The organism is Citrobacter sp. On2M (genome assembly GCF_018035235.1).
GTDB lineage: Bacteria > Pseudomonadota > Gammaproteobacteria > Enterobacterales > Enterobacteriaceae > Citrobacter > Citrobacter meridianamericanus.
In genome coordinates this window covers 380875-400671 of record NZ_WPCV01000004.1, presented here as the reverse complement: position 1 = coordinate 400671, position 19797 = coordinate 380875, and the positions used below count along the sequence as shown (strand labels likewise).

14 protein-coding genes and 1 pseudogene are annotated in these 19797 nt (G+C 53.2%); 7 read left to right on the top strand and 8 right to left on the bottom strand.

What is annotated here, in order from left to right:
• The 7 genes from On2M_RS12230 to lrp all read right to left on the bottom strand — a co-directional run bounded on the left by On2M_RS12230 (position 1) and on the right by lrp (position 11459).
• The gene (locus On2M_RS12230) at positions 1-618 is read right to left on the bottom strand and encodes a DMSO/selenate family reductase complex B subunit (RefSeq protein WP_151217916.1); all 618 of its coding nucleotides are present in this window, start codon (positions 616-618) and stop codon (positions 1-3) included.
• 10 nt (positions 619-628) lie between these two features.
• On the bottom strand, positions 629-3073 hold the full coding sequence (dmsA, locus tag On2M_RS12225) for a dimethylsulfoxide reductase subunit A (RefSeq protein WP_210904890.1): 2445 nt from the start codon (positions 3071-3073) through the stop codon (positions 629-631).
• A gap of 236 nt (positions 3074-3309) precedes the next feature.
• A complete protein-coding gene (gene serS / locus On2M_RS12220; protein ID WP_003836908.1) occupies positions 3310-4602 on the bottom strand; it encodes a serine--tRNA ligase in 1293 nt (430 codons plus the stop codon).
• A gap of 92 nt (positions 4603-4694) precedes the next feature.
• On the bottom strand, positions 4695-6038 hold the full coding sequence (rarA, locus tag On2M_RS12215) for a replication-associated recombination protein RarA (RefSeq protein WP_151217914.1): 1344 nt from the start codon (positions 6036-6038) through the stop codon (positions 4695-4697).
• Between the two features lie 10 nt (positions 6039-6048).
• Positions 6049-6660: an outer membrane lipoprotein chaperone LolA gene (gene lolA, locus On2M_RS12210; RefSeq protein WP_003831898.1), complete on the bottom strand. Its 612-nt coding sequence runs from the start codon at positions 6658-6660 to the stop codon at positions 6049-6051.
• A gap of 111 nt (positions 6661-6771) precedes the next feature.
• Entirely contained in the window at positions 6772-10830 is a 4059-nt protein-coding gene (gene ftsK / locus On2M_RS12205) for a DNA translocase FtsK (protein ID WP_210904889.1), read from the bottom strand.
• 134 nt (positions 10831-10964) lie between these two features.
• The gene (gene lrp, locus On2M_RS12200) at positions 10965-11459 is read right to left on the bottom strand and encodes a leucine-responsive transcriptional regulator Lrp (protein ID WP_002439523.1); all 495 of its coding nucleotides are present in this window, start codon (positions 11457-11459) and stop codon (positions 10965-10967) included.
• A gap of 548 nt (positions 11460-12007) precedes the next feature.
• Here lrp and trxB point away from each other — a divergent pair.
• From trxB to infA, 6 genes and pseudogenes are all read left to right on the top strand, one after another.
• A complete protein-coding gene (trxB, locus tag On2M_RS12195; RefSeq protein WP_210904888.1) occupies positions 12008-12976 on the top strand; it encodes a thioredoxin-disulfide reductase in 969 nt (322 codons plus the stop codon).
• Between the two features lie 114 nt (positions 12977-13090).
• Positions 13091-14857 (top strand): cysteine/glutathione ABC transporter permease/ATP-binding protein CydD, encoded by a 1767-nt coding sequence (gene cydD / locus On2M_RS12190; RefSeq protein WP_187259769.1) that lies wholly within the window; start codon positions 13091-13093, stop codon positions 14855-14857.
• On the top strand, positions 14858-16579 hold the full coding sequence (gene cydC, locus On2M_RS12185) for a cysteine/glutathione ABC transporter ATP-binding protein/permease CydC (RefSeq protein WP_210904887.1): 1722 nt from the start codon (positions 14858-14860) through the stop codon (positions 16577-16579).
• 44 nt (positions 16580-16623) lie between these two features.
• Entirely contained in the window at positions 16624-17328 is a 705-nt protein-coding gene (aat, locus tag On2M_RS12180; RefSeq protein ID WP_210904886.1) for a leucyl/phenylalanyl-tRNA--protein transferase, read from the top strand.
• Positions 17329-17686: pseudogene (locus On2M_RS12175) on the top strand (hypothetical protein).
• Positions 17614-17832 carry a translation initiation factor IF-1 gene (gene infA / locus On2M_RS12170; RefSeq protein WP_002211347.1) on the top strand — a complete coding sequence of 73 codons (219 nt, stop codon included), beginning with the start codon at positions 17614-17616 and terminating at the stop codon, positions 17830-17832. The pseudogene On2M_RS12175 and the gene infA overlap by 73 nt, the downstream one beginning before the upstream one ends.
• Positions 17833-17911: 79 nt before the next feature.
• Here the strand turns inward: infA and On2M_RS12165 are convergent, their stop codons facing one another.
• Positions 17912-18823 carry a LysR family transcriptional regulator gene (locus On2M_RS12165; protein WP_210904885.1) on the bottom strand — a complete coding sequence of 304 codons (912 nt, stop codon included), beginning with the start codon at positions 18821-18823 and terminating at the stop codon, positions 17912-17914.
• A 108-nt stretch (positions 18824-18931) separates the two neighbouring features.
• Between On2M_RS12165 and On2M_RS12160 the strand changes: the two genes are divergently transcribed.
• A complete protein-coding gene (locus tag On2M_RS12160) occupies positions 18932-19792 on the top strand; it encodes a pirin family protein (protein ID WP_210904884.1) in 861 nt (286 codons plus the stop codon).
• The last annotated feature ends 5 nt before the right edge of the window (positions 19793-19797 follow it).

Below are 19797 nucleotides of genomic sequence, written 5' to 3'. Positions count from 1 at the left end.
TTACACCTCCTTCGGATTAGCCAGATAACCTGTGGTATCCCCGGTCGGGCGGCTATTGGCGTTAGGTTTGATGACAATACTTGGTTTGGTAAAGTGCGCACCCGGCAGTGGCGCAACCGCAGCCAGGGAACCATGCTTTTTGCGCAGCTCTTCAATCGGGCCAAAATCCAGCGCACGCAACGGGCAGGATTCGACACAGATAGGTTTCTTGCCTTCAGCGACACGCTCATGGCAGCCGTCACATTTTGTCATATGCCCTTTTTCAGCATTGTACTGCGGCGCACCGTAAGGACAGGCCATGTGGCAATACCGACAGCCAATGCACACGTCTTCATCGACAACGACAAAACCATCTTCACGTTTGTGCATCGCGCCGCTCGGACATACCTTGGTACAGGCCGGATCCTCACAGTGGTTACAGGCAATGGAGAGGTAATAGGCAAAGACATTCTGATGCCAGACGCCGTTGTCCTCCTGCCAGTCACCGCCTGCATACTCATAAATGCGGCGGAAGCTGACCTCCGGGGTTAAATTTTTGAAATCTTTGCAGGCCAGTTCGCAGGTTTTGCAACCGGTGCAACGGCTGGAATCAATAAAAAATCCATACTGGGTTGTCATCGGTTACTCCTTACGCCTTTTCAACCTGAACAAGGTTCGTGTGTGACGGGTTCCCCTTCGCGAGAGGAGACGGACGCTGAGTTGTCAGGACGTTAATGCAACCGCCCTGATCCACGCGTTTTGCATCCGGGTCATACCAGGCGCCTTCGCCTAATGCCACCACACCAGGCATCATACGCGGCGTCACTTTCGCCTCGATATGCACTTCACCACGATCGTTAAAGATACGCACCTTGTCGCCGTTGTTAATGCCGCGTCGCTGCGCATCCATAGGGTTGATCCACATTTCCTGACGGCAGGATGCTTTTAGAACATCCACGTTGCCATAGGTCGAATGGACACGAGACTTGTAATGGAAGCCGGTCAGTTGCAGAGGGAATTTCTCCACCAACGGATCGTTCAGGCTTTCAAATCCAGGGGTATAAATCGGCAACGGATCGATCACATCACCTTCCGGCAGTTCCCAGGTTGCCGCAATCTCGGCAAGCTGTTGCGAATAAATTTCGATCTTACCTGACGGGGTGGTCAACGGATTAGCGTTAGGATCTTCGCGGAACGCTTTGTACGCGACGTGATGCCCTTGTGGGTCGCGCTGTTTAAAGATCCCTTGCTTACGGAATTCTTCAAACGTTGGCAGTTCAGGAATCGCTTTGCGTGACTGCTCGTAGAGATGGCGCATCCACTCTTCCTGAGTTCGACCTTCTGTAAACTGCTGCTCAACGCCAAGGCGTTTCGCCAGTTCACTGGTCATCTGGTAGATAGTCTTGCATTCGAAGCGTGGTTTGATTGCCTGGTCGGTGAAAATCACATAGGACATATTCCCGCATGAGGCATCCAGCGCGAAGTCCATCTGTTCGGAGGCAGTGCAATCCGGTAGCAAAATATCCGCATATTTAGCCGAGGAAGTCATATGACAGTCGATGACGACGATCATCTCGCACTTCTTCTCATCCTGCAGGATTTCATGCGTACGGTTGATGTCAGAGTGCTGGTTAATTAAACAGTTACCAGCATAGTTCCAGATCATCTTAATGGGAACATCAAGCTTGTCTTTGCCGCGCACACCGTCACGCAGGGCCGTCATCTCCGGGCCTCGCTCAATCGCGTCCGTCCACATAAACATCGAGATGCTGGTTTCTACAGGGTTTTCCAACGTAGGCATACGCTCAAACGGCAAACTGTATGAGCCTTCACGTGCCCCGCTATTGCCGCCGTTGATGCCAACGTTACCGGTCAGGATAGCCAGCATAGAAATAGCGCGAGTCGCTATTTCACCATTGGCGTGACGCTGCGGCCCCCACCCCTGACTGATGTATGCCGGTTTTTCGCTACCAATTTCACGAGCCAGTTTGACAATACGTTCAGCGGGAATGCCAGTAATCTGCGCCGCCCACTCAGGCGTCTTGGCAATACCATCTTTGCCCTGCCCAAGAATATATGCCTTATAGTGACCGTTCTTAGGCGCGTCGGCCGGTAAGGTTTTCTCGTCGTAACCCACGCAGTATTTGTCGAGGAACGGTTGATCAACCATGTTTTCGGTGATCAGGACATACGCCAGACCATTAACCAGCGCCGCATCGGTGCCTGGACGGATCGGGATCCATTCATCTTCTCGGCCCGCGCCGGTATCCGTGTAGCGGGGATCGATAATAATCATACGAGCATTGGATTTCTGTCGCGCCTGTTCAAGGTAATAGGTTACCCCGCCCCCGCTCATACGCGTTTCACCAGGGTTATTACCAAACAGGACCACCAGCTTGCTGTTTTCAATGTCGGACGGGCTGTTGCCGTCTGCCCAACCGCCATAGGTATAGTTCAACCCGGCAGCGATCTGCGCAGAAGAGTAATCCCCGTAGTGGTTCAGGTAACCGCCACAGCAGTTCATCAACCGTGCCACCAACGTTTTGCCCGGCGGCCAGGAGCGCGTCATGGTGCCCCCCAGCGTACCGGTACCATAGTTCAGATAGATAGACTCGTTGCCGTAGTCTTTAATAAGACGCTGCATATTACTGGCAATGATTTCGTAGGCTTCATCCCAGCTGATACGCTCAAACTTACCTTCACCGCGCTTACCGACGCGTTTCATCGGATATTTCAGACGATCGGGATTATAGACGCGACGACGCATGGAGCGCCCACGCAGACAGGCGCGTACCTGGTGCAGACCATCATAGTTGTCATCACCGGTGTTGTCGGTTTCGACATACTTTATTTCACCGTCTACCACATGCATACGCAGCGGGCAACGGCTACCACAGTTCACCGTACACGCGCTCCAGATCACTTTCTCATTAATCTGTTTTGGATTAAGGGCCTCTGCGGCATTTGCAATACGGGTAAATGGCAGGGTAAACGCGCTACTGGCCACCGCCAGCCCGCCTATCGCCGTCGTTTTCACCAGACCGCGGCGACTAACCTCAGCTGCCAGTACGGCATCGGGGATCTTAGTTTTCATAGTGGCTCACTCTGCTGCTCACAATAAACAAAAGGCAAATATTCGTTGTATATATTTTTATATAACGTTACTATCGATATACAGACAGGTAGGTAATGAATTTGCAGAAAGGCAGTGATAAATACCAACCTTCGTTCGAAGGCAGTATTACTCCTGAATGAGTAGGTGTTATTGTCCAGCGTCAAACAGGTGTAAAAAAAGCGCCCTGAGGCGCTTTTTTAGCAGAGAAAAGTAGCTTAACCGATGAATTCCAGGCCATTCATGTACGGACGCAATACTTCCGGAACCTGAATGCGGCCATCAGCCTGCTGATAGTTTTCCATTACCGCAACCAGCGTACGTCCTACCGCCAGACCAGAACCATTCAGCGTATGCACTAAACGGGTCTTTTTGTCGGATTTGCTGCGACAACGCGCCTGCATGCGACGAGCCTGGAAATCCCACACGTTGGAGCAAGAAGAGATTTCGCGATAGGTATTCTGTGCCGGGATCCATACTTCCAGATCGTAGGTTTTGCATGCGCCGAAGCCCATGTCGCCAGTGCACAGGATGATCTTGCGATACGGCAGACCCAGCAGTTGCAGGACCTTCTCAGCATGACCGGTCATCTCTTCCAGCGCATCCATCGAATCTTCTGGACGAACAATCTGCACCATCTCAACTTTATCGAACTGGTGCATACGGATCAGACCACGAGTGTCACGGCCGTAAGAACCTGCTTCAGAACGGAAGCACGGCGTATGCGCAGTCATTTTGATCGGCAGCGCATCTTCGTCGATGATTTCGTCACGTACCAGGTTTGTCAGCGGCACTTCTGCCGTTGGGATCAGCGCATAGTTGCTGCTGTCAGCTTCTTCATCCAACGGACGCGTGTGGAACAAGTCGCCAGCAAATTTCGGTAATTGGCCTGTGCCGTACAGGGTGTCATGGTTAACCAGATACGGGACATAGTTTTCGCTGTAACCATGCTGCTCAGTGTGCAGATCAAGCATGAACTGGGACAGCGCTCGGTGCATACGCGCAATCTGGCCTTTCATAACAACGAAACGAGAGCCGGTCAGCTTAACCGCCGCAGCGAAATCAAGACCCGTGTGCATTTCACCCAGGGTAACGTGATCGCGCACCTCGAAATCGAACTCGCGCGGTGTACCCCAGCGGCTGACTTCGACGTTATCATTTTCATCTTTACCCACCGGAACTTCGTCTGCTGGCAGGTTAGGAATAGTCAGCGCAATATCGCGGATCTCAGCCTGTAAGGTATCAAGTTCAGCTTTCGCGGCATCCAGCTCTTCGCCCAGTTTGTTCACTTCCAGACGTAAAGACTCGATATCTTCCCCGCGCGCTTTTGCCTGGCCGATGGATTTCGATCGAGAGTTACGCTCTGCCTGCAGGTTTTCAGTTTGTACCTGCAGAACTTTACGACGCTCTTCAAGAGCGCGCAGCTTATCTACATCCAGCTTAAAGCCCCGGCTTGCCAGTTTTTCTGCGACTGCGTCTGGCTCATTACGCAGCAGATTGGGATCGAGCATGCTTATCCTGTGCTTATCGAATTAAAATAGGAGAAAGTGACCACAGCCTGCGGTCACAGGGATACAGAGACAACATTACCGCAACGATAACACTAACGGTAGCGTTTTATAGGGCTATTTTGATCCTGTCCGGCGAGCCAGGCGAGCTTTTCGCCAATCTTGCCTTCAAGACCTCTGTTTGTGGGATGATAATAGCGCGTTTGTGCCATTTCCTGCGGGAAGTACTCTTCTCCGGCCGCATATGCATTTGGCTCATCATGGGCGTAACGATATTCCTGACCGTAGCCCATCTCTTTCATCAGCTTAGTCGGCGCATTACGCAGGTGGACCGGCACGTCGTAATCCGGACGTTCACGGGCATCAGCAAGTGCGGCTTTAAAGGCGGTGTAAACTGCATTACTCTTCGGCGCACAGGCCAGATAAACAATCGCCTGAGCAATCGCGCGTTCGCCTTCAGCTGGCCCCACGCGAGTAAAGCAATCCCATGCAGAAATCGCCACTTGCATAGCGCGAGGATCGGCATTACCAACATCTTCAGAGGCAATCGCCAGACAGCGGCGGGCAACGTACAGCGGATCACCACCAGCGGTGATAATACGTGCATACCAATAAAGCGCCGCATCCGGTGCACTCCCGCGTACCGACTTGTGTAATGCGGAGATGAGATCGTAAAAACGATCGCCTTTATTATCGAAACGCGCGCTGCGTTCACCGGCAATTTCAGTGAGCAATTCTGCTTTCAATATGCGCTTGCCGGAATCATCAACTTCGGCCATATCGGCCATCATTTCCAGCGTATTCAGCGCCCGGCGCGCGTCACCATTAACCAGTTCGGCAATCGCCCGACGCGTCTCAGGCGGGAGTACGATATCCTGTCCGCCGTAGCCCCGCGCTTTGTCTGACATCGCCTGGTCCAGTACCAGTTCAATATCGTCGGTGGTTAACGATTTCAGTAAGTAAACGCGTGCACGTGATAGCAGCGCTGAGTTCAGCTCAAACGAGGGGTTTTCTGTTGTCGCGCCAATAAACGTGATGGTTCCGTCTTCAATATGCGGTAAAAATGCATCCTGTTGGCTTTTATTAAAACGGTGAACTTCGTCCACAAACAGGATCGTACGCCGACCAGCGTTACGGTTCTGCCGCGCACGCTCAATCGCTTCACGAATTTCTTTCACACCAGACGTAACCGCCGAAATGCGTTCAACATCAGCGTTGGCGTAACGGGCAATAACTTCGGCAAGGGTGGTTTTGCCCGTTCCCGGTGGTCCCCATAAAATCATGGAGTGCAGATGCCCTGCCTCGATAGCGCGTGGCAAAGGCTTACCCGCAGCCAGCAGATGCTGCTGTCCGATATACTGCGCTAAATTTTCTGGCCGCATGCGCGCGGCCAGTGGCTGAAAAGTATTATCAGAAAAGTCGAGCGACAGATTGCTCACTCACACGCCTCTACTTACGTTGATCGTCAACCGTTACACCTTGCGGCGGGGTAAAGGTGAATTTGGAAGGTTCGATCGCACCATTCTGCTGAGATTTCAGCTGATAACTGCTGCGCTGATCGTCTTGTTCAACGGCGCTAAACTGGTGGATCGTCCCGTCACGCCCAACATTGATCGTAAACTGCTTCAGGTTACCGCTACTGGTTTTAGGCGTCAGTACGAAATCATCACCGTTTTGCTTAATGTTGTACTGCTGCCAGTCGCTGGCCTGGTTACGTGCAATCAGCATGAACGGCGTATTGCCAGTGGCGTCTTTCAGCCAGGTCGCGGTCGCCTGTTCAACAAACGGGTTAAAGAACCACAGCGTTTTCCCATCGGAAACCAGGATACTCTCGTCAGGCTGCGTCATATGCCAGTTAAACAGATTAGGACGTTTAACCCATAAATCACCCTGACCTTCTTGCACTGCTGCGCCGCTACCGTCCGTGACCTTCTGAGTAAAGCTGGCATGGAAGCTACTGACTTTATCCAGGCGGCTTTTCAGGTCGCTGGCAGCGTCAGCCCAGACGCTGCTCACCACAAAGCTAGACAGTAATGCACAGGTGATTGCGATTCTTTTCATCGTTATTCCTCAAAATACGTCACTCCCAACGGGGAGATCCCTCTGCTATCCATTTCAGGCCAAAAATCAGCATGAGGAAAGTAGAAAATACTGAATTACTTAACTTTGCAATCATTCGAAGGGCGGCGGAGCCAGCACTTCACGATTACCATTATGTCCTTGTTCGCTGACAATTCCCTGCGCTTCCATTTGTTCGATGATGCGCGCAGCTCGGTTGTAACCGATGCGGAACTGACGCTGGACGCCGGAGATTGAGGCTTTGCGTTTCTGGGTCACAAAGTTTACCGCCTGATCGAACAGCGGATCCAACTCTTCGCCACCATCAAAGCCGCCACCGCCGCCTTCGCTTTCGCTGTCAGAGGTAATGCCGTCAACGTATTGCGGACGACCGCGCGCCTTCCAGTCCTGAACCACCGCGTGAACTTCTTCATCACGAACAAAGGCGCCGTGAACACGCACAGGGATCGTCGAGTTTGGTGCGGAATAAAGCATGTCCCCCATACCTAACAGCGATTCCGCTCCGCCCTGGTCAAGAATGGTACGCGAGTCAATTTTACTGGAGACGGTAAAGGCGATACGCGTTGGAATATTCGCTTTAATCAGACCGGTGATAACGTCGACCGACGGTCGCTGGGTCGCCAGTACCAGATGTATCCCTGCCGCACGCGCTTTTTGTGCCAGGCGAGCAATCAGTTCTTCCACCTTTTTACCTACGGTCATCATCAGGTCGGCGAATTCATCTACCAACACAACGATATACGGCAGTTTTTCCAGCACTGGATGCTGAACATCCATGCTGTCGCCCGGCTTCCAGTATGGGTCCGGAATCGGACGACCCATGCGGGCTGCTTCGGCTATTTTCTCGTTATAACCAGCAAGGTTACGCACCCCAAGCGCCGACATCAGCTTGTAGCGACGTTCCATTTCATTGACGCTCCAGCGCAAGGCGTTAGCAGCATCTTTCATGTCGGTCACAACTTCAGTCAGCAGATGCGGAATGCCTTCATAAACTGACAGTTCCAGCATTTTCGGGTCAATCATGATAAAGCGAACGTCTTCCGGCTGCGCCTTGTACAGCATGCTGAGGATCATGGCGTTCACCCCAACAGACTTACCGGAACCGGTTGTCCCTGCCACCAGCAGGTGCGGCATTTTCGCCAGATCGGCCACCACCGGTTCGCCCGCAATATCTTTACCCAACACCACGGTCAGCGGAGATGAGTTATCACGGAATTTGGTGTTATCCAACACTTCGCGCAGATAAACGGTTTGACGTTTTTTGTTCGGTAACTCCAGTCCGACATACGGTTTGCCCGGAATAACCTCGACAACACGTACCGCTGCGGTAGACAACGAACGCGCCAGATCGCGCGACAGGTTGGAAATACGTGCCGCTTTAACCCCAGGAGCAAGATTAAGCTCAAAGCGGGTTATCACCGGGCCTGGGGAATAGTTCACCACATCGGCTTTAATGCGGAAATCCGCCAGACGCGCTTCCACCAGACGTGCCATTTGCTCCAGCGCGAATGTATCAATTGGCTCAACTTCGCTCGGCGGCGGTGTGAGCAGATCTAACGATGGCAGCGGCGTGTTTGGACGGTGCGCCGGACGGCTATCGCCATTGCGCATCAGGAGCGGATGGATCAGGCTATCCTGCGGCGGCGGTGTAACAGGTTGCGCTGGCTGCTGATAATGCTGCTGCGGTGCGACAGGCTGCGCTGGCTGCTGATAATGCTGCTGCGGTGCAACAGGCTGCGCTGGCTGCTGATAATGCTGCTGCGGTGCAACAGGCTGCGCTGGATGCTGATAATGCTGCTGCGGTGCGACAGGCTGCGCTGGCTGCTGATAATGCTGCTGCGGTGCAACAGGTTCCTGGTACTGTGGCACAGGCTCCGGCATCACGCCAGGCGTAAACAGCGGCTCATGCGGCCCCTCTTCCACCAGCGTTTTCATTGGCGAAAATTCAAAGTCATCGAGAGAAAACGGATTCGCTCCGGCTGGCTGCTCACCAGAATAACGTTGCTGCTGGGAAGAGGCAAACTGGCGAGCCAGTTCCGCTTCTGCAGCTGAATCTTCGTCATCAGTTTGATGGGTATCATCCTGATATTCTTCGCCATAGCGGTGCTGCTGCGACTGGGCAAACTGACGTGCCAGCTCATCTTGCTGCATGGCATCAATTTCATCGTCACTGTACGCATCTGTATCAAGCTGCTCTTCGCGGGCTTTCTCTTCAGCCATACGCTGTGACGGCAGTTTGATGCCATACGACGCCAATTCCCGACGAGTAGGCACGCGCACACGATTCGGACGCGGTAACTGCGGACCAATACCCTCTTTCACCTGTGGACGCGGCGCACCGCCACCCGCAAGGCTAAAGACAGGCGCTGCGGCAGCGGCCCCCGCCCCCAAAGCGGCGCTTTTTACGCCTGCGGCCAGCGGCGCAACGGCAGCAACAGACTCAACGGGCGGAATGGATGTAGCCGTCGGCATAGATGGCATAGACGGCTTAACACGTTCAGGCTCCTGAACCGGCTCTGGTATCGGTTGATACCAGGCAGCCAGTTGCTCACGCTCACGCGCACGTTTCTCTTCAACTTCTTCAAAATAGTAAAGCGGCGGACGAGTCGGTTTAACCTCTTCAACCACTGGCTCAGGTTCCATCACCGTCGGTTGTTCAACCACAGGCTGCTGGAACGGAGCGCTCTGTTGAAAAGTTGATTCCTGATGATAAACAGGTTGCTGCACTGGCTCCGGCTGATAAGCAGGCTGCTGGAATGCGGCGTTCTGTTGTAAAGTTGACTCCTGTTGATTGACAGGTTGCTGCAGTGGTTCCGGTTGGTAAACAGGTTCCGGCTGCCAGTTTTGCTCCGCGGTAAATGCCTGCGCTTGCGGCGCGAGGGGCTGCGCATATGTGGGTTCCGCGGTCTGTGGCGCATAATATTGTGGCTGAGGACTCTGCTCCACTACCGGCTGCTGCCAGGGTTCATACTGTTGCTGTACCGGTGGCTGCGCGTACTGGGTTGGCTGCGGATAACCTTCAGGTGCTGGCGCAATCACCGCATCCCCGGTTTGCGCGCCTGGCGCGGATTGCCAGGCTACAGCTGGGGCCGCTTGTTCCATAACGGGGTTGGTCACTGGCGACGTTTGCAGCAGCGGATCAACCGGCGCGCTCCAGGCCTGCGCAGCCGTTGTTGCTGCAGCTGCGGCGGCCACAGGCTCTGTTACCGAATGACCATTCAGCAGCGGGTCCAGTTCGTCATATTCAGGCAACGTCGCGCGATTGCCGGAAAACAGCACATCGTTAGGATCGGCCACAACACCGCGGGCGCTGTATTCAATTTCGTCTTCATCATCCATGCGTTTGCCGGAGAACAGCGCGGCATCAGTATGACGGCCCAGTGGGTTGGTAAACTTCTCTGCCAGACGCTTACGGCGCGCTAACGCACCACGAAGAATACGAGCCCGGCGCGATTCATGAGGTTTACCATCAGCGGCGTCGATAGATTCGTCTTCATCTTCATATTCTTCGTCATCGACCCAGGTATCGTCACGGCGGGTACGGTTGCTGGCAAACGTCAGGATATTGAGTAACCAACCGCCCAGTTTTTCCGCAATGCTAACCCACGACCAACCGGTAAATAGCGTTAATCCAGCAGCCCAAATGCACAATAACGTCAACGTACCGCCGCTGCTGTGCAGTAATGGTTGCAGGGTAGTACTGAGCAAGCTGCCAATCACGCCGCCAGAGGCGAAATACCAGATGTCATCGGCATTGATTGCGGCAAGTCCGCAGGATGTGAGAATCAGCGCCAAAACGCCAATAATGCGCAGCGAAACGGCAAAATAATCGACGTATTCGTCGCTGGCCTGGTGTCGCCATGCAAACCAACAGCCGCCAACAATGATGACGGGAATGGTGTAGGCCATGATGCCAAAAATAAAGAACAGCGTGTCTGCCAGCCATGCGCCGGGTATTCCGCCCAGATTATGAATTGGTTCATGCCACGCCGTTTGCGACCAACTGGGATCCGAAGGATTAAAGCTGAGTAAGGCTGCCATCAACCAGACGGCAAAAAGGGCAATAAGGATCAGTAGCGCTTCCAGAAGTCGGCGCCCGCTGCTTAACTTCGTCAATGTGACGTCTTTGTCTTCAGTGTATTCCTGGCTCAAAAACGGCTCTCCAGGTTTTAGGCTTTTCCTGCCCGATGCTAAAACGGACAACAGCACCGGGTTACCCCGGCACTGTTGCTGTATGGATTAACAGGAGTGTAATCAAACTACGTCGATTTTGCACCTGTTCCGTGTTAGCGCGTCTTAATTACCAGACGATTGCTCTGTTTGACTTCTTCCATTACTACATAAGTACGTGTGTCATTCACGCCAGGCAGACGCAGCAGGGTTTCCCCCAACAGCTTACGGTATGCCGACATATCCGGTACGCGTGTTTTCAGCAAATAGTCGAAATCACCGGAAACCAAATGACACTCTTGAATTTCTTCAAGTTTTTGTACTGCAGAGTTAAATTGTTCAAACACATCCGGGGCGCCACGATTCAGAGTAATCTCAACAAAAACCAGAAGTGATGCATCCAGATAATGCGGGTTTAACAGCGCTGTATAGCCCTGAATAAAACCCTGTCTTTCCAACCGACGCACACGCTCAAGGCAGGGCGTTGGTGAAAGTCCCACACGTTTAGAAAGCTCGACGTTAGAAATACGCCCATCCTTTTGCAGCTCATTAAGAATGTTACGATCAATACGGTCGAGATCTTTGCCAGGGCGCTTCTTACTATCTACCATTATTATTGTCTCTCTGTATTCCTTCCCTACTCCTGCCTGACTCTACTAACATCACTGTTCAGAGTCGCTACCCATCAAAATTAACCGCAACCCAGAGGGATTTTCGGTTCGCAATGCCTGGGTTTATGGTGAGAAGACCGTTGCCTGTCGGCGGCTATCGACATCACGAATGGCATCTGTCCACACCATGCGTAGATTTCGCTAACACGGTAAACATGGTATCTACATGCATGATTATGCAGCACATACATGACACAGTTTTTTTCTTCCTTGAATGTTTTCGCAAAACAGCAGGTGATTGTCAAAGCAAAACATCGATTTTTAGTACAACATGCCAGTTATTCATTCGCAGTGATGGAAAATCGTCATTTTATCACCTTATAACTGACCGATTTTAAGTAGAAATCGTTATAGTATTACGGATAATTACCCCCGCTCATCGGTTTCTGCTATTACACATATTGTTAACAAAATCGCCATACTCTTTTTTTACGTCTGTAAATTCCCTACAATCCTGCTCATTGCCTGCCAACAACTATGGGGATCTCATGGGCGCAACCAAACACAGTAAACTTCTTATTCTGGGCTCAGGCCCTGCGGGATATACCGCTGCGGTCTACGCTGCACGCGCTAACCTGCAACCGGTCCTGATTACCGGTATGGAAAAAGGTGGTCAGTTGACCACAACAACAGAAGTGGAAAACTGGCCTGGCGATCCGCACGATCTTACTGGCCCACTGCTGATGGAGCGTATGCACGAACATGCAACCAAATTTGACACTGAAATCATTTTTGATCACATCAGCAAAGTTGATCTGCAAAACCGTCCTTTCCGTCTGACCGGCGACAGTGGTGAATACACCTGTGACGCACTGATCATCGCCACCGGCGCTTCAGCACGTTACCTGGGTCTGCCTTCAGAAGAAGCATTTAAAGGCCGTGGCGTTTCCGCCTGCGCGACCTGCGACGGTTTCTTCTATCGTAACCAAAAAGTTGCGGTGATCGGCGGCGGCAACACTGCTGTTGAAGAAGCGCTGTATCTGGCGAATATCGCATCTGAAGTGCATTTGATTCACCGTCGCGACAGCTTCCGCGCGGAGAAAATTCTCATCAAACGTTTGATGGATAAAGTTGAGAACGGCAACATTGTGCTGCACACCCACCGTACGCTGGAAGAAGTGACCGGCGATCAAATGGGCGTAACCGGACTGCGCCTGCGCGATACGCAAAACACTGACAACGTGGAATCACTGGACGTTGCCGGGCTGTTTGTCGCTATCGGCCACAGCCCGAATACCGCTATTTTCGACGGTCAGCTTGAACTAGAAAACGGCTACATCAAAGTTCAGTCCGGTATTCATGGCAATGTCACCCAAACCAGCATTCCGGGTGTTTTCGCAGCTGGTGATGTGATGGACCATATTTATCGCCAGGCGATTACCTCTGCGGGCACGGGCTGTATGGCCGCACTTGATGCAGAACGTTATCTCGACGGACTTGCGGACGCTAACAAATAAGTTTTACAAATCAGTAACAAAAGTAAAAAAGGCGACTATAAGTCGCCTTTATTTTTGCCTCGTTGTAACATTGCCCTGCCCAAAAATTCCAATAACTCACCTGCTAAGCGTGCAATGAATAAAACCCGTCAAAAAGAGCTGACCCGCTGGTTAAAACAGCAAAGTGTAATTTCCCAACGATGGCTGAACATTTCGCGCCTGTTGGGGTTCGTGAGCGGACTGTTAATCGTCGCTCAGGCCTGGCTCATGGCCCGAATTCTGGACCATATGATCATGGCCAATATTCCCCGAGAAGCGCTTCTGCTTCCTTTCATCGTACTGGTATTGATTTTCATCCTGCGGGCATGGGTCGTCTGGTTACGCGAACGGGTCGGGTTTCACGCAGGGCAGCATATTCGCTTTGAAATTCGCCGCCAGGTGCTTGACCGTCTACAACAGGCAGGTCCGGCCTGGATACAAGGCAAACCGGCCGGGAGTTGGGCCACGTTGATCCTGGAGCAGATTGACGATATGCATGATTACTATGCGCGTTATCTGCCGCAAATGGCGCTGGCTGTGTGCGTCCCCTTATTAATTGTGGCGGCGGTATTCCCCTCAAACTGGGTGGCCGCTCTTATTCTGCTTGGAACTGCCCCGTTGATCCCATTGTTCATGGCAATGGTCGGTATGGGCGCAGCCGATGCTAACCGCCGCAATTTTCAGGCTCTTGCCCGCCTCAGCGGTCATTTCCTCGATCGCTTGCGGGGCATGGAGACGCTAAGAATATTTGGTCGCGGTGAAGCCGAAACGGAAAGCATCCGTGCTGCGTCGCAAGATTTCCGCCAACGCACCATGGAAGTGCTGCGCCTGGCGTTCCTGTCATCCGGTGTCCTTGAATTCTTTACCTCGCTTTCTATTGCGCTTGTCGCGGTTTACTTTGGTTTTTCCTACCTTGGAGAACTTGATTTCGGCCACTACGGGACGGGCGTCACGCTGGCGGCAGGCTTCCTCGCGCTCATTCTGGCTCCGGAGTTTTTCCAGCCCTTGCGCGATCTGGGCACGTTTTATCACGCTAAAGCGCAAGCAGTGGGGGCTGCGGACAGCCTGAAAACCTTTATGGAAACCCCGTTGGCTCATCCTGAACGTGGCGATATTGAGCTGGCGACAAAAGACGCCGTGTCAATTGAAGCACGAGATCTGGTCATCACCTCGCCGGAAGGCAAAGTGCTGGCCGGTCCGCTCAATTTTGCGTTGGCGGCTGGTCAACGCGCGGTGCTGGTTGGACGCAGCGGCTCCGGCAAAAGTTCTCTGCTCAATGTCCTGTCCGGTTTCCTCTCTTATCAAGGTTCGCTGCGAATTAACGGCTTTGAACTGCGCGACCTGTCGCCTGACTCTTGGCGCAAACAACTGTCATGGGTCGGGCAAAACCCTCAGCTTCCTGCCTCCACGTTACGTGAAAACGTGCTACTGGCTCGCCCAGATGCCAGCGAAGAACAGCTGCAAGCTGCACTCGACAGCGCCTGGGTCAGCGAGTTTTTACCGCTGCTGCCGCAGGGTGTGGATACGCCAGTGGGCGATCAGGCGGCTCGACTTTCCGTTGGACAAGCACAGCGCGTTGCCGTGGCTCGCGCCTTACTCAATCCGTGTCAGTTACTGCTGCTGGACGAACCCGCCGCCAGCCTTGATGCACACAGCGAACAACGCGTGATGCAAGCGTTGAACGCGGCATCGCGCCGCCAGACCACGCTGATGGTGACGCATCAGTTGGAAGATCTTGCCGACTGGAACGTTATCTGGGTGATGCAGGATGGGCAGATCGTTGAACAAGGTACCTGGACCGAACTGGGCGCAGCCAACGGGGCGTTTGCGACATTACTGGCTCATCGTCAGGAGGACATCTGAATGCGCGCTTTGCTACCTTATCTGACGCTGTATAAACGTCACAAATGGATGTTAACGTTAGGGATCGTTCTGGCCATCGTCACGCTGCTGGCAAGCATTGGCTTGCTGACGCTTTCAGGTTGGTTCCTGTCCGCTTCGGCAGTGGTTGGCGTCACCGGGATTTACAGCTTTAACTATATGCTCCCTGCCGCAGGCGTACGCGGTGCGGCGATCACCCGTACCGCGGGTCGTTATTTCGAGCGTCTGGTCAGCCACGATGCGACATTCCGCGTGTTGCAACATTTGCGTATTTATACCTTCAGCAAACTACTGCCGCTCTCCCCTGCTGGCCTGTCCCGTTATGGACAGGGTGAATTGCTCAACCGCGTGGTGGCTGACGTCGACACGCTCGATCATCTGTACTTACGCGTGATCTCCCCACTGGTGGGCGCTTTTGTCGTCATCATGGTGGTTACGCTGGGGTTAAGCGTTCTCGATTTCACGCTGGCTGTCACCCTCGGTGGCATTATGCTGCTGACCTTATTTATCCTGCCACCGCTCTTTTATCAGGCAGGCAAAAGCACCGGACAAAGTCTGACGCATCTGCGTGGGCAATATCGTCAGCAGTTAACATCCTGGCTACAGGGCCAGGCTGAATTGACCATTTTTGGTGCCAGTGAACGTTATCGCGCGCAAATGGAAGCGACTGAGTTGCAGTGGCATGAAGCCCAGCGACGTCAGTCTGAATTAACGGCATTATCACAAGCGGTGATGCTGTTAGTCGGTGCGCTGGCGGTGATTATGATGCTATGGATGGCCTCCGGTGGCGTGGGCGGCAATACCCAACCCGGCGCGCTGATCGCACTCTTTGTCTTCTGTGCGCTTGCTGCGTTCGAAGCGTTAGCACCAGTAACCGGCGCGTTTCAGCATCTCGGCCAGGTTATTGCCTCTGCGCTGCGCATCACCGAACTGACTGAACAGCAGCCGGAAGTCGCCTTCCCGGATACCGGCTCGACGATTTCCGGGCAGGTGACTCTTACGCTACGCGACGTATCATTCAGCTACCCGGGACAGGCGCAAAAAGCGCTCGATACCCTTTCCCTGCAGGCCACGCCCGGTGAACACATTGCGATTCTCGGTCGTACCGGCTGTGGTAAATCAACGCTGCTACAATTGCTGACCCGCGCATGGGATCCGCAGTGCGGCGAAATCCTGATTAATGAACAGCCGATTGCAGCCCTCACTGAAACCGCGCTGCGCCAGAGCATCAGCGTCGTGCCACAGCGCGTACACCTGTTCAGCGCGACGCTTCGCGACAATCTGCTGCTGGCAGCACCACACGCCAGCGACGACGCATTGTCCGCAGTATTGCGCCGCGTCGGGCTGGAGAAACTGCTTGAAGGTGATGGCCTTAACGCCTGGCTGGGCGAAGGCGGTCGTCAACTTTCAGGCGGCGAGCTCCGTCGTCTGGCTATCGCCCGCGCCTTATTGCACGATGCTCCGCTGATGCTGCTGGATGAACCCACCGAAGGGCTTGATGCCACCACAGAGAGCCAAATGCTTGAATTAATTAGCGATGTGATGCGCGATAAAACCGTCCTGATGGTTACACACCGACTGCGCGGGCTGTCGCGTTTTGATCAAATAATAGTAATGGACAACGGACAAATTATTGAGCAAGGTAATCACGCAGATCTGTTAGCCAGGCAGGGGCGTTATTACCAGTTTAAGCAACGTCTGTAAGCTATTATTGAACGATCAAACTCGCGTAGTGGAGTTTCGCTGTCATGCGCCTGGTGCAACTGTCCCGACATTCTATAGCCTTCCCGTCACCGGAAGGCGCTTTACGCGAGCCTAATGGCTTGTTGGCGCTTGGCGGTGACCTTTGCCCTGCCCGTCTGCTGATGGCCTACCAGCGCGGTATTTTCCCGTGGTTTTCGCCTGGCGACCCTATCCTTTGGTGGTCGCCCGATCCGCGCGCTGTTCTTTGGCCCGACAAATTTCACCTCAGCCGCAGCATGAAGCGCTTTCATAAAAATTCGCCTTATCGCGTGACGCTCAATTACGCGTTTGGGCAGGTGATTGAAGGCTGTGCGAATGACCGGGAAGAAGGTACCTGGATTACGCATGATGTGGTGGACGCATACCACCGCCTGCACGAACTGGGGCATGCGCACTCAATCGAAGTGTGGCGACAAAATGAATTAGTGGGCGGTATGTATGGCGTGGCACAAGGTACGTTGTTTTGTGGCGAATCGATGTTCAGCCGTCAGGAAAATGCGTCCAAAATAGCACTGCTCGTTTTTTGCGCTGAATTTGTAAATCAGGGCGGAAAATTAATCGACTGCCAGGTATTAAATAGCCACACAGCCTCGCTGGGCGCCGTCGAAACGCCGCGTCGGGAGTACCTTGAACACCTGAGCAGACTGCGCCAGCAGCGGCTACCGAGCCATTTCTGGGTTCCCAGGACGTTATTTTCGCCTCAGAAGTGAATGTTTTCGGCACATTTTTTGTCGGGGTGTTATAATTGTCGCGCAGAGTTGGTTTAGCCCATTACCCCGCCGCCGTTAAGGAACAGTTCGCGTCAGGCAACGCCTATCGTTTATCTCCTCGTTCCCTTACACGTTGCGCTTTAAGTGCGGCTTTGCCGTGTGTGGTTAGAGTAATGCGCCAAACCCGATTTGCTGTGTTTTAAACGCACAAATCTTTACTTATTAAAAGAACTTCGGCATTATCTTGCCGGTTCAAATTACGGTAGTGATACCCCAGAGGATTAGATGGCCAAAGAAGACAATATTGAAATGCAGGGTACCGTTCTCGATACGTTACCTAATACCATGTTCCGCGTAGAGTTAGAAAACGGTCACGTGGTTACTGCACACATCTCCGGTAAAATGCGTAAAAACTATATCCGCATCCTGACGGGCGACAAAGTGACTGTTGAGCTGACCCCGTACGACCTGAGCAAAGGCCGCATTGTCTTCCGTAGTCGCTGATTGTTTTTAACGCCTGAACGGCGTCCAGATAATAAAAGGTCGGTTTAACCGGCCTTTTTTGTGGGCTGAGGCCAGGTATTTAATCCTCAATCATCCGCGCATATTCTTCCGTTAAGAAATCGACTAATGCGCGCACTGACGGCAATAATCCCCTGCGTGATGGAAAGACTGCGTGAATAATTTCTCGCTTCGGTTCCCAGCCGTCGAGTAATGCCACCAGCTCGCCTGCAGCTAATTGATCTTTTACCATCAACTGAGGAAGTTGCACAACCCCTACACCGGCAACAGCAGCTTCACGTAGCGCAAGCATATCGGTGGTGATCATTCGTGGCGCGAAGTGTACCTCCGCACGTGCTTCCTGCGGGCCAAATAACTCCCAACGATGCACATGTTTACCGGAGGCCAGGCTCAGACCCGGCCAGCGAGTCAATTCAGCCGGAGAATGTAGCGCTCCCATTTTCTCGATTAGCTGCGGACTGGCATACAAACGATGCCCCCTGTCCGCCAGAACTCGCATCACCAGATCGCTATCTTCTAATGGTCGAGGCCTGACGCGAATCGCCACGTCCAGACCTTCTCCAACCACATCAACACGGCGGTTCGTGGCCTCCAGTTGCACTGATACGTCAGGATAACGCGCCATAAAGCGGGCAAGCATTGGTCCGATATGCACATGCAGCAACGTAACCGGGCACGTCAGCTTCACAATCCCACGAGGTTCAACCTGCAGCGCGGCAATGGCATCCTGTGCCGCCTGCGCTTCCACCAGCATCGCCTTACAATGTTCGTAAAAGGTTTGCCCAACTTCAGTCACGTTAAACTGCCGGGTGGTTCGCTGAATCAGTCGTACCCCCAACCGCTCTTCCAGTTGCGCTATCCGTCGGCTCAGTTTTGATTTCGGTTCATCAAGCGCCCGACCCGCCGCCGCGAATCCCCCTTCCTCTACAACATGTACAAACCATGCAAAATCATTGAGATCCGGCTTTGTCATCTTATTGTCCTATTTATGAGACAGTGAGGACTATTTTAGCGACTACTCAGCTCGCTGTCACGAATATAAGCTTATTAACATCAAGACAACGCCACCGAGGAGACATATATGAAACAAGTCACAGGCGTCTACACCGCACCTCGCCCGCACTGGGTGGGCGATGGATTTCCGGTTCGCTCGATGTTCTCTTACCAGTCTCATGCAGAACAGTTAAGTCCGTTCCTGCTGCTGGATTACGCCGGTCCACATACATTCGCGCCAGGTAATGAAAAACGCGGCGTAGGCGAGCACCCTCACCGTGGTTTTGAGACGGTGACCATCGTTTACAGCGGCGAAGTTGAACACCGTGATTCAACCGGTCGCGGCGGCATTATCGGCCCCGGCGACGTGCAGTGGATGACCGCGGGTGCAGGGATATTGCACGAAGAGTTCCACTCACCTGAATTTACCCGCCAGGGTGGCGAACTGGAAATGGTGCAGCTGTGGGTCAATCTTCCGGCAAAAGACAAAATGGCCGTGCCCGGCTATCAGGGCATCAGTAGCGATGTTATTCCCGCAGTCGCCCTGCCAGATGACGCAGGCAGCGTGCGCGTGATTGCAGGTAACTATCAAGAGACAAAAGGCCCGGCACATACCTTTTCACCACTGAATGTATGGGATATGCGCCTGCAACGTAATCATCAACTTACGTTTTCCCAACCGGAAGGATGGAGTACCGCTCTGGTGGTACTGAAAGGGAATATCACTGTGAACGGCACCACGCCTGCCGGCGAAGCGCAACTGGTGGTGTTCAGCCAGCAGGGGAAAACGCTACACATTGAAGCCACCAGCGATGCCTGCGTGCTGCTGCTGTCTGGCGAACCGTTGAACGAGCCGATTGTGGGTTACGGTCCATTTGTAATGAACACGAAGCAAGAAATCGCCGAAGCCGTACGCGATTTTAACTCAGGCCGCTTTGGCCAAATCTGAATCGA

What these genes read in the sequence shown, in the direction of transcription:
- cydC (WP_210904887.1), top strand. Translation starts at nt 14,858, where the DNA reads ATGCGCGCTTTGCTACCTTATCTGACGCTGTATAAACGTCACAAATGG.
- On2M_RS12230 (WP_151217916.1), bottom strand. Translation starts at nt 618, where the DNA reads ATGACAACCCAGTATGGATTTTTTATTGATTCCAGCCGTTGCACCGGT.
- aat (WP_210904886.1), top strand. Translation starts at nt 16,624, where the DNA reads ATGCGCCTGGTGCAACTGTCCCGACATTCTATAGCCTTCCCGTCACCG.
- cydD (WP_187259769.1), top strand. Translation starts at nt 13,091, where the DNA reads ATGAATAAAACCCGTCAAAAAGAGCTGACCCGCTGGTTAAAACAGCAA.
- On2M_RS12165 (WP_210904885.1), bottom strand. Translation starts at nt 18,823, where the DNA reads ATGACAAAGCCGGATCTCAATGATTTTGCATGGTTTGTACATGTTGTA.
- trxB (WP_210904888.1), top strand. Translation starts at nt 12,008, where the DNA reads ATGGGCGCAACCAAACACAGTAAACTTCTTATTCTGGGCTCAGGCCCT.
- On2M_RS12160 (WP_210904884.1), top strand. Translation starts at nt 18,932, where the DNA reads ATGAAACAAGTCACAGGCGTCTACACCGCACCTCGCCCGCACTGGGTG.
- infA (WP_002211347.1), top strand. Translation starts at nt 17,614, where the DNA reads ATGGCCAAAGAAGACAATATTGAAATGCAGGGTACCGTTCTCGATACG.
- lolA (WP_003831898.1), bottom strand. Translation starts at nt 6,660, where the DNA reads ATGAAAAGAATCGCAATCACCTGTGCATTACTGTCTAGCTTTGTGGTG.
- lrp (WP_002439523.1), bottom strand. Translation starts at nt 11,459, where the DNA reads ATGGTAGATAGTAAGAAGCGCCCTGGCAAAGATCTCGACCGTATTGAT.
- dmsA (WP_210904890.1), bottom strand. Translation starts at nt 3,073, where the DNA reads ATGAAAACTAAGATCCCCGATGCCGTACTGGCAGCTGAGGTTAGTCGC.
- serS (WP_003836908.1), bottom strand. Translation starts at nt 4,602, where the DNA reads ATGCTCGATCCCAATCTGCTGCGTAATGAGCCAGACGCAGTCGCAGAA.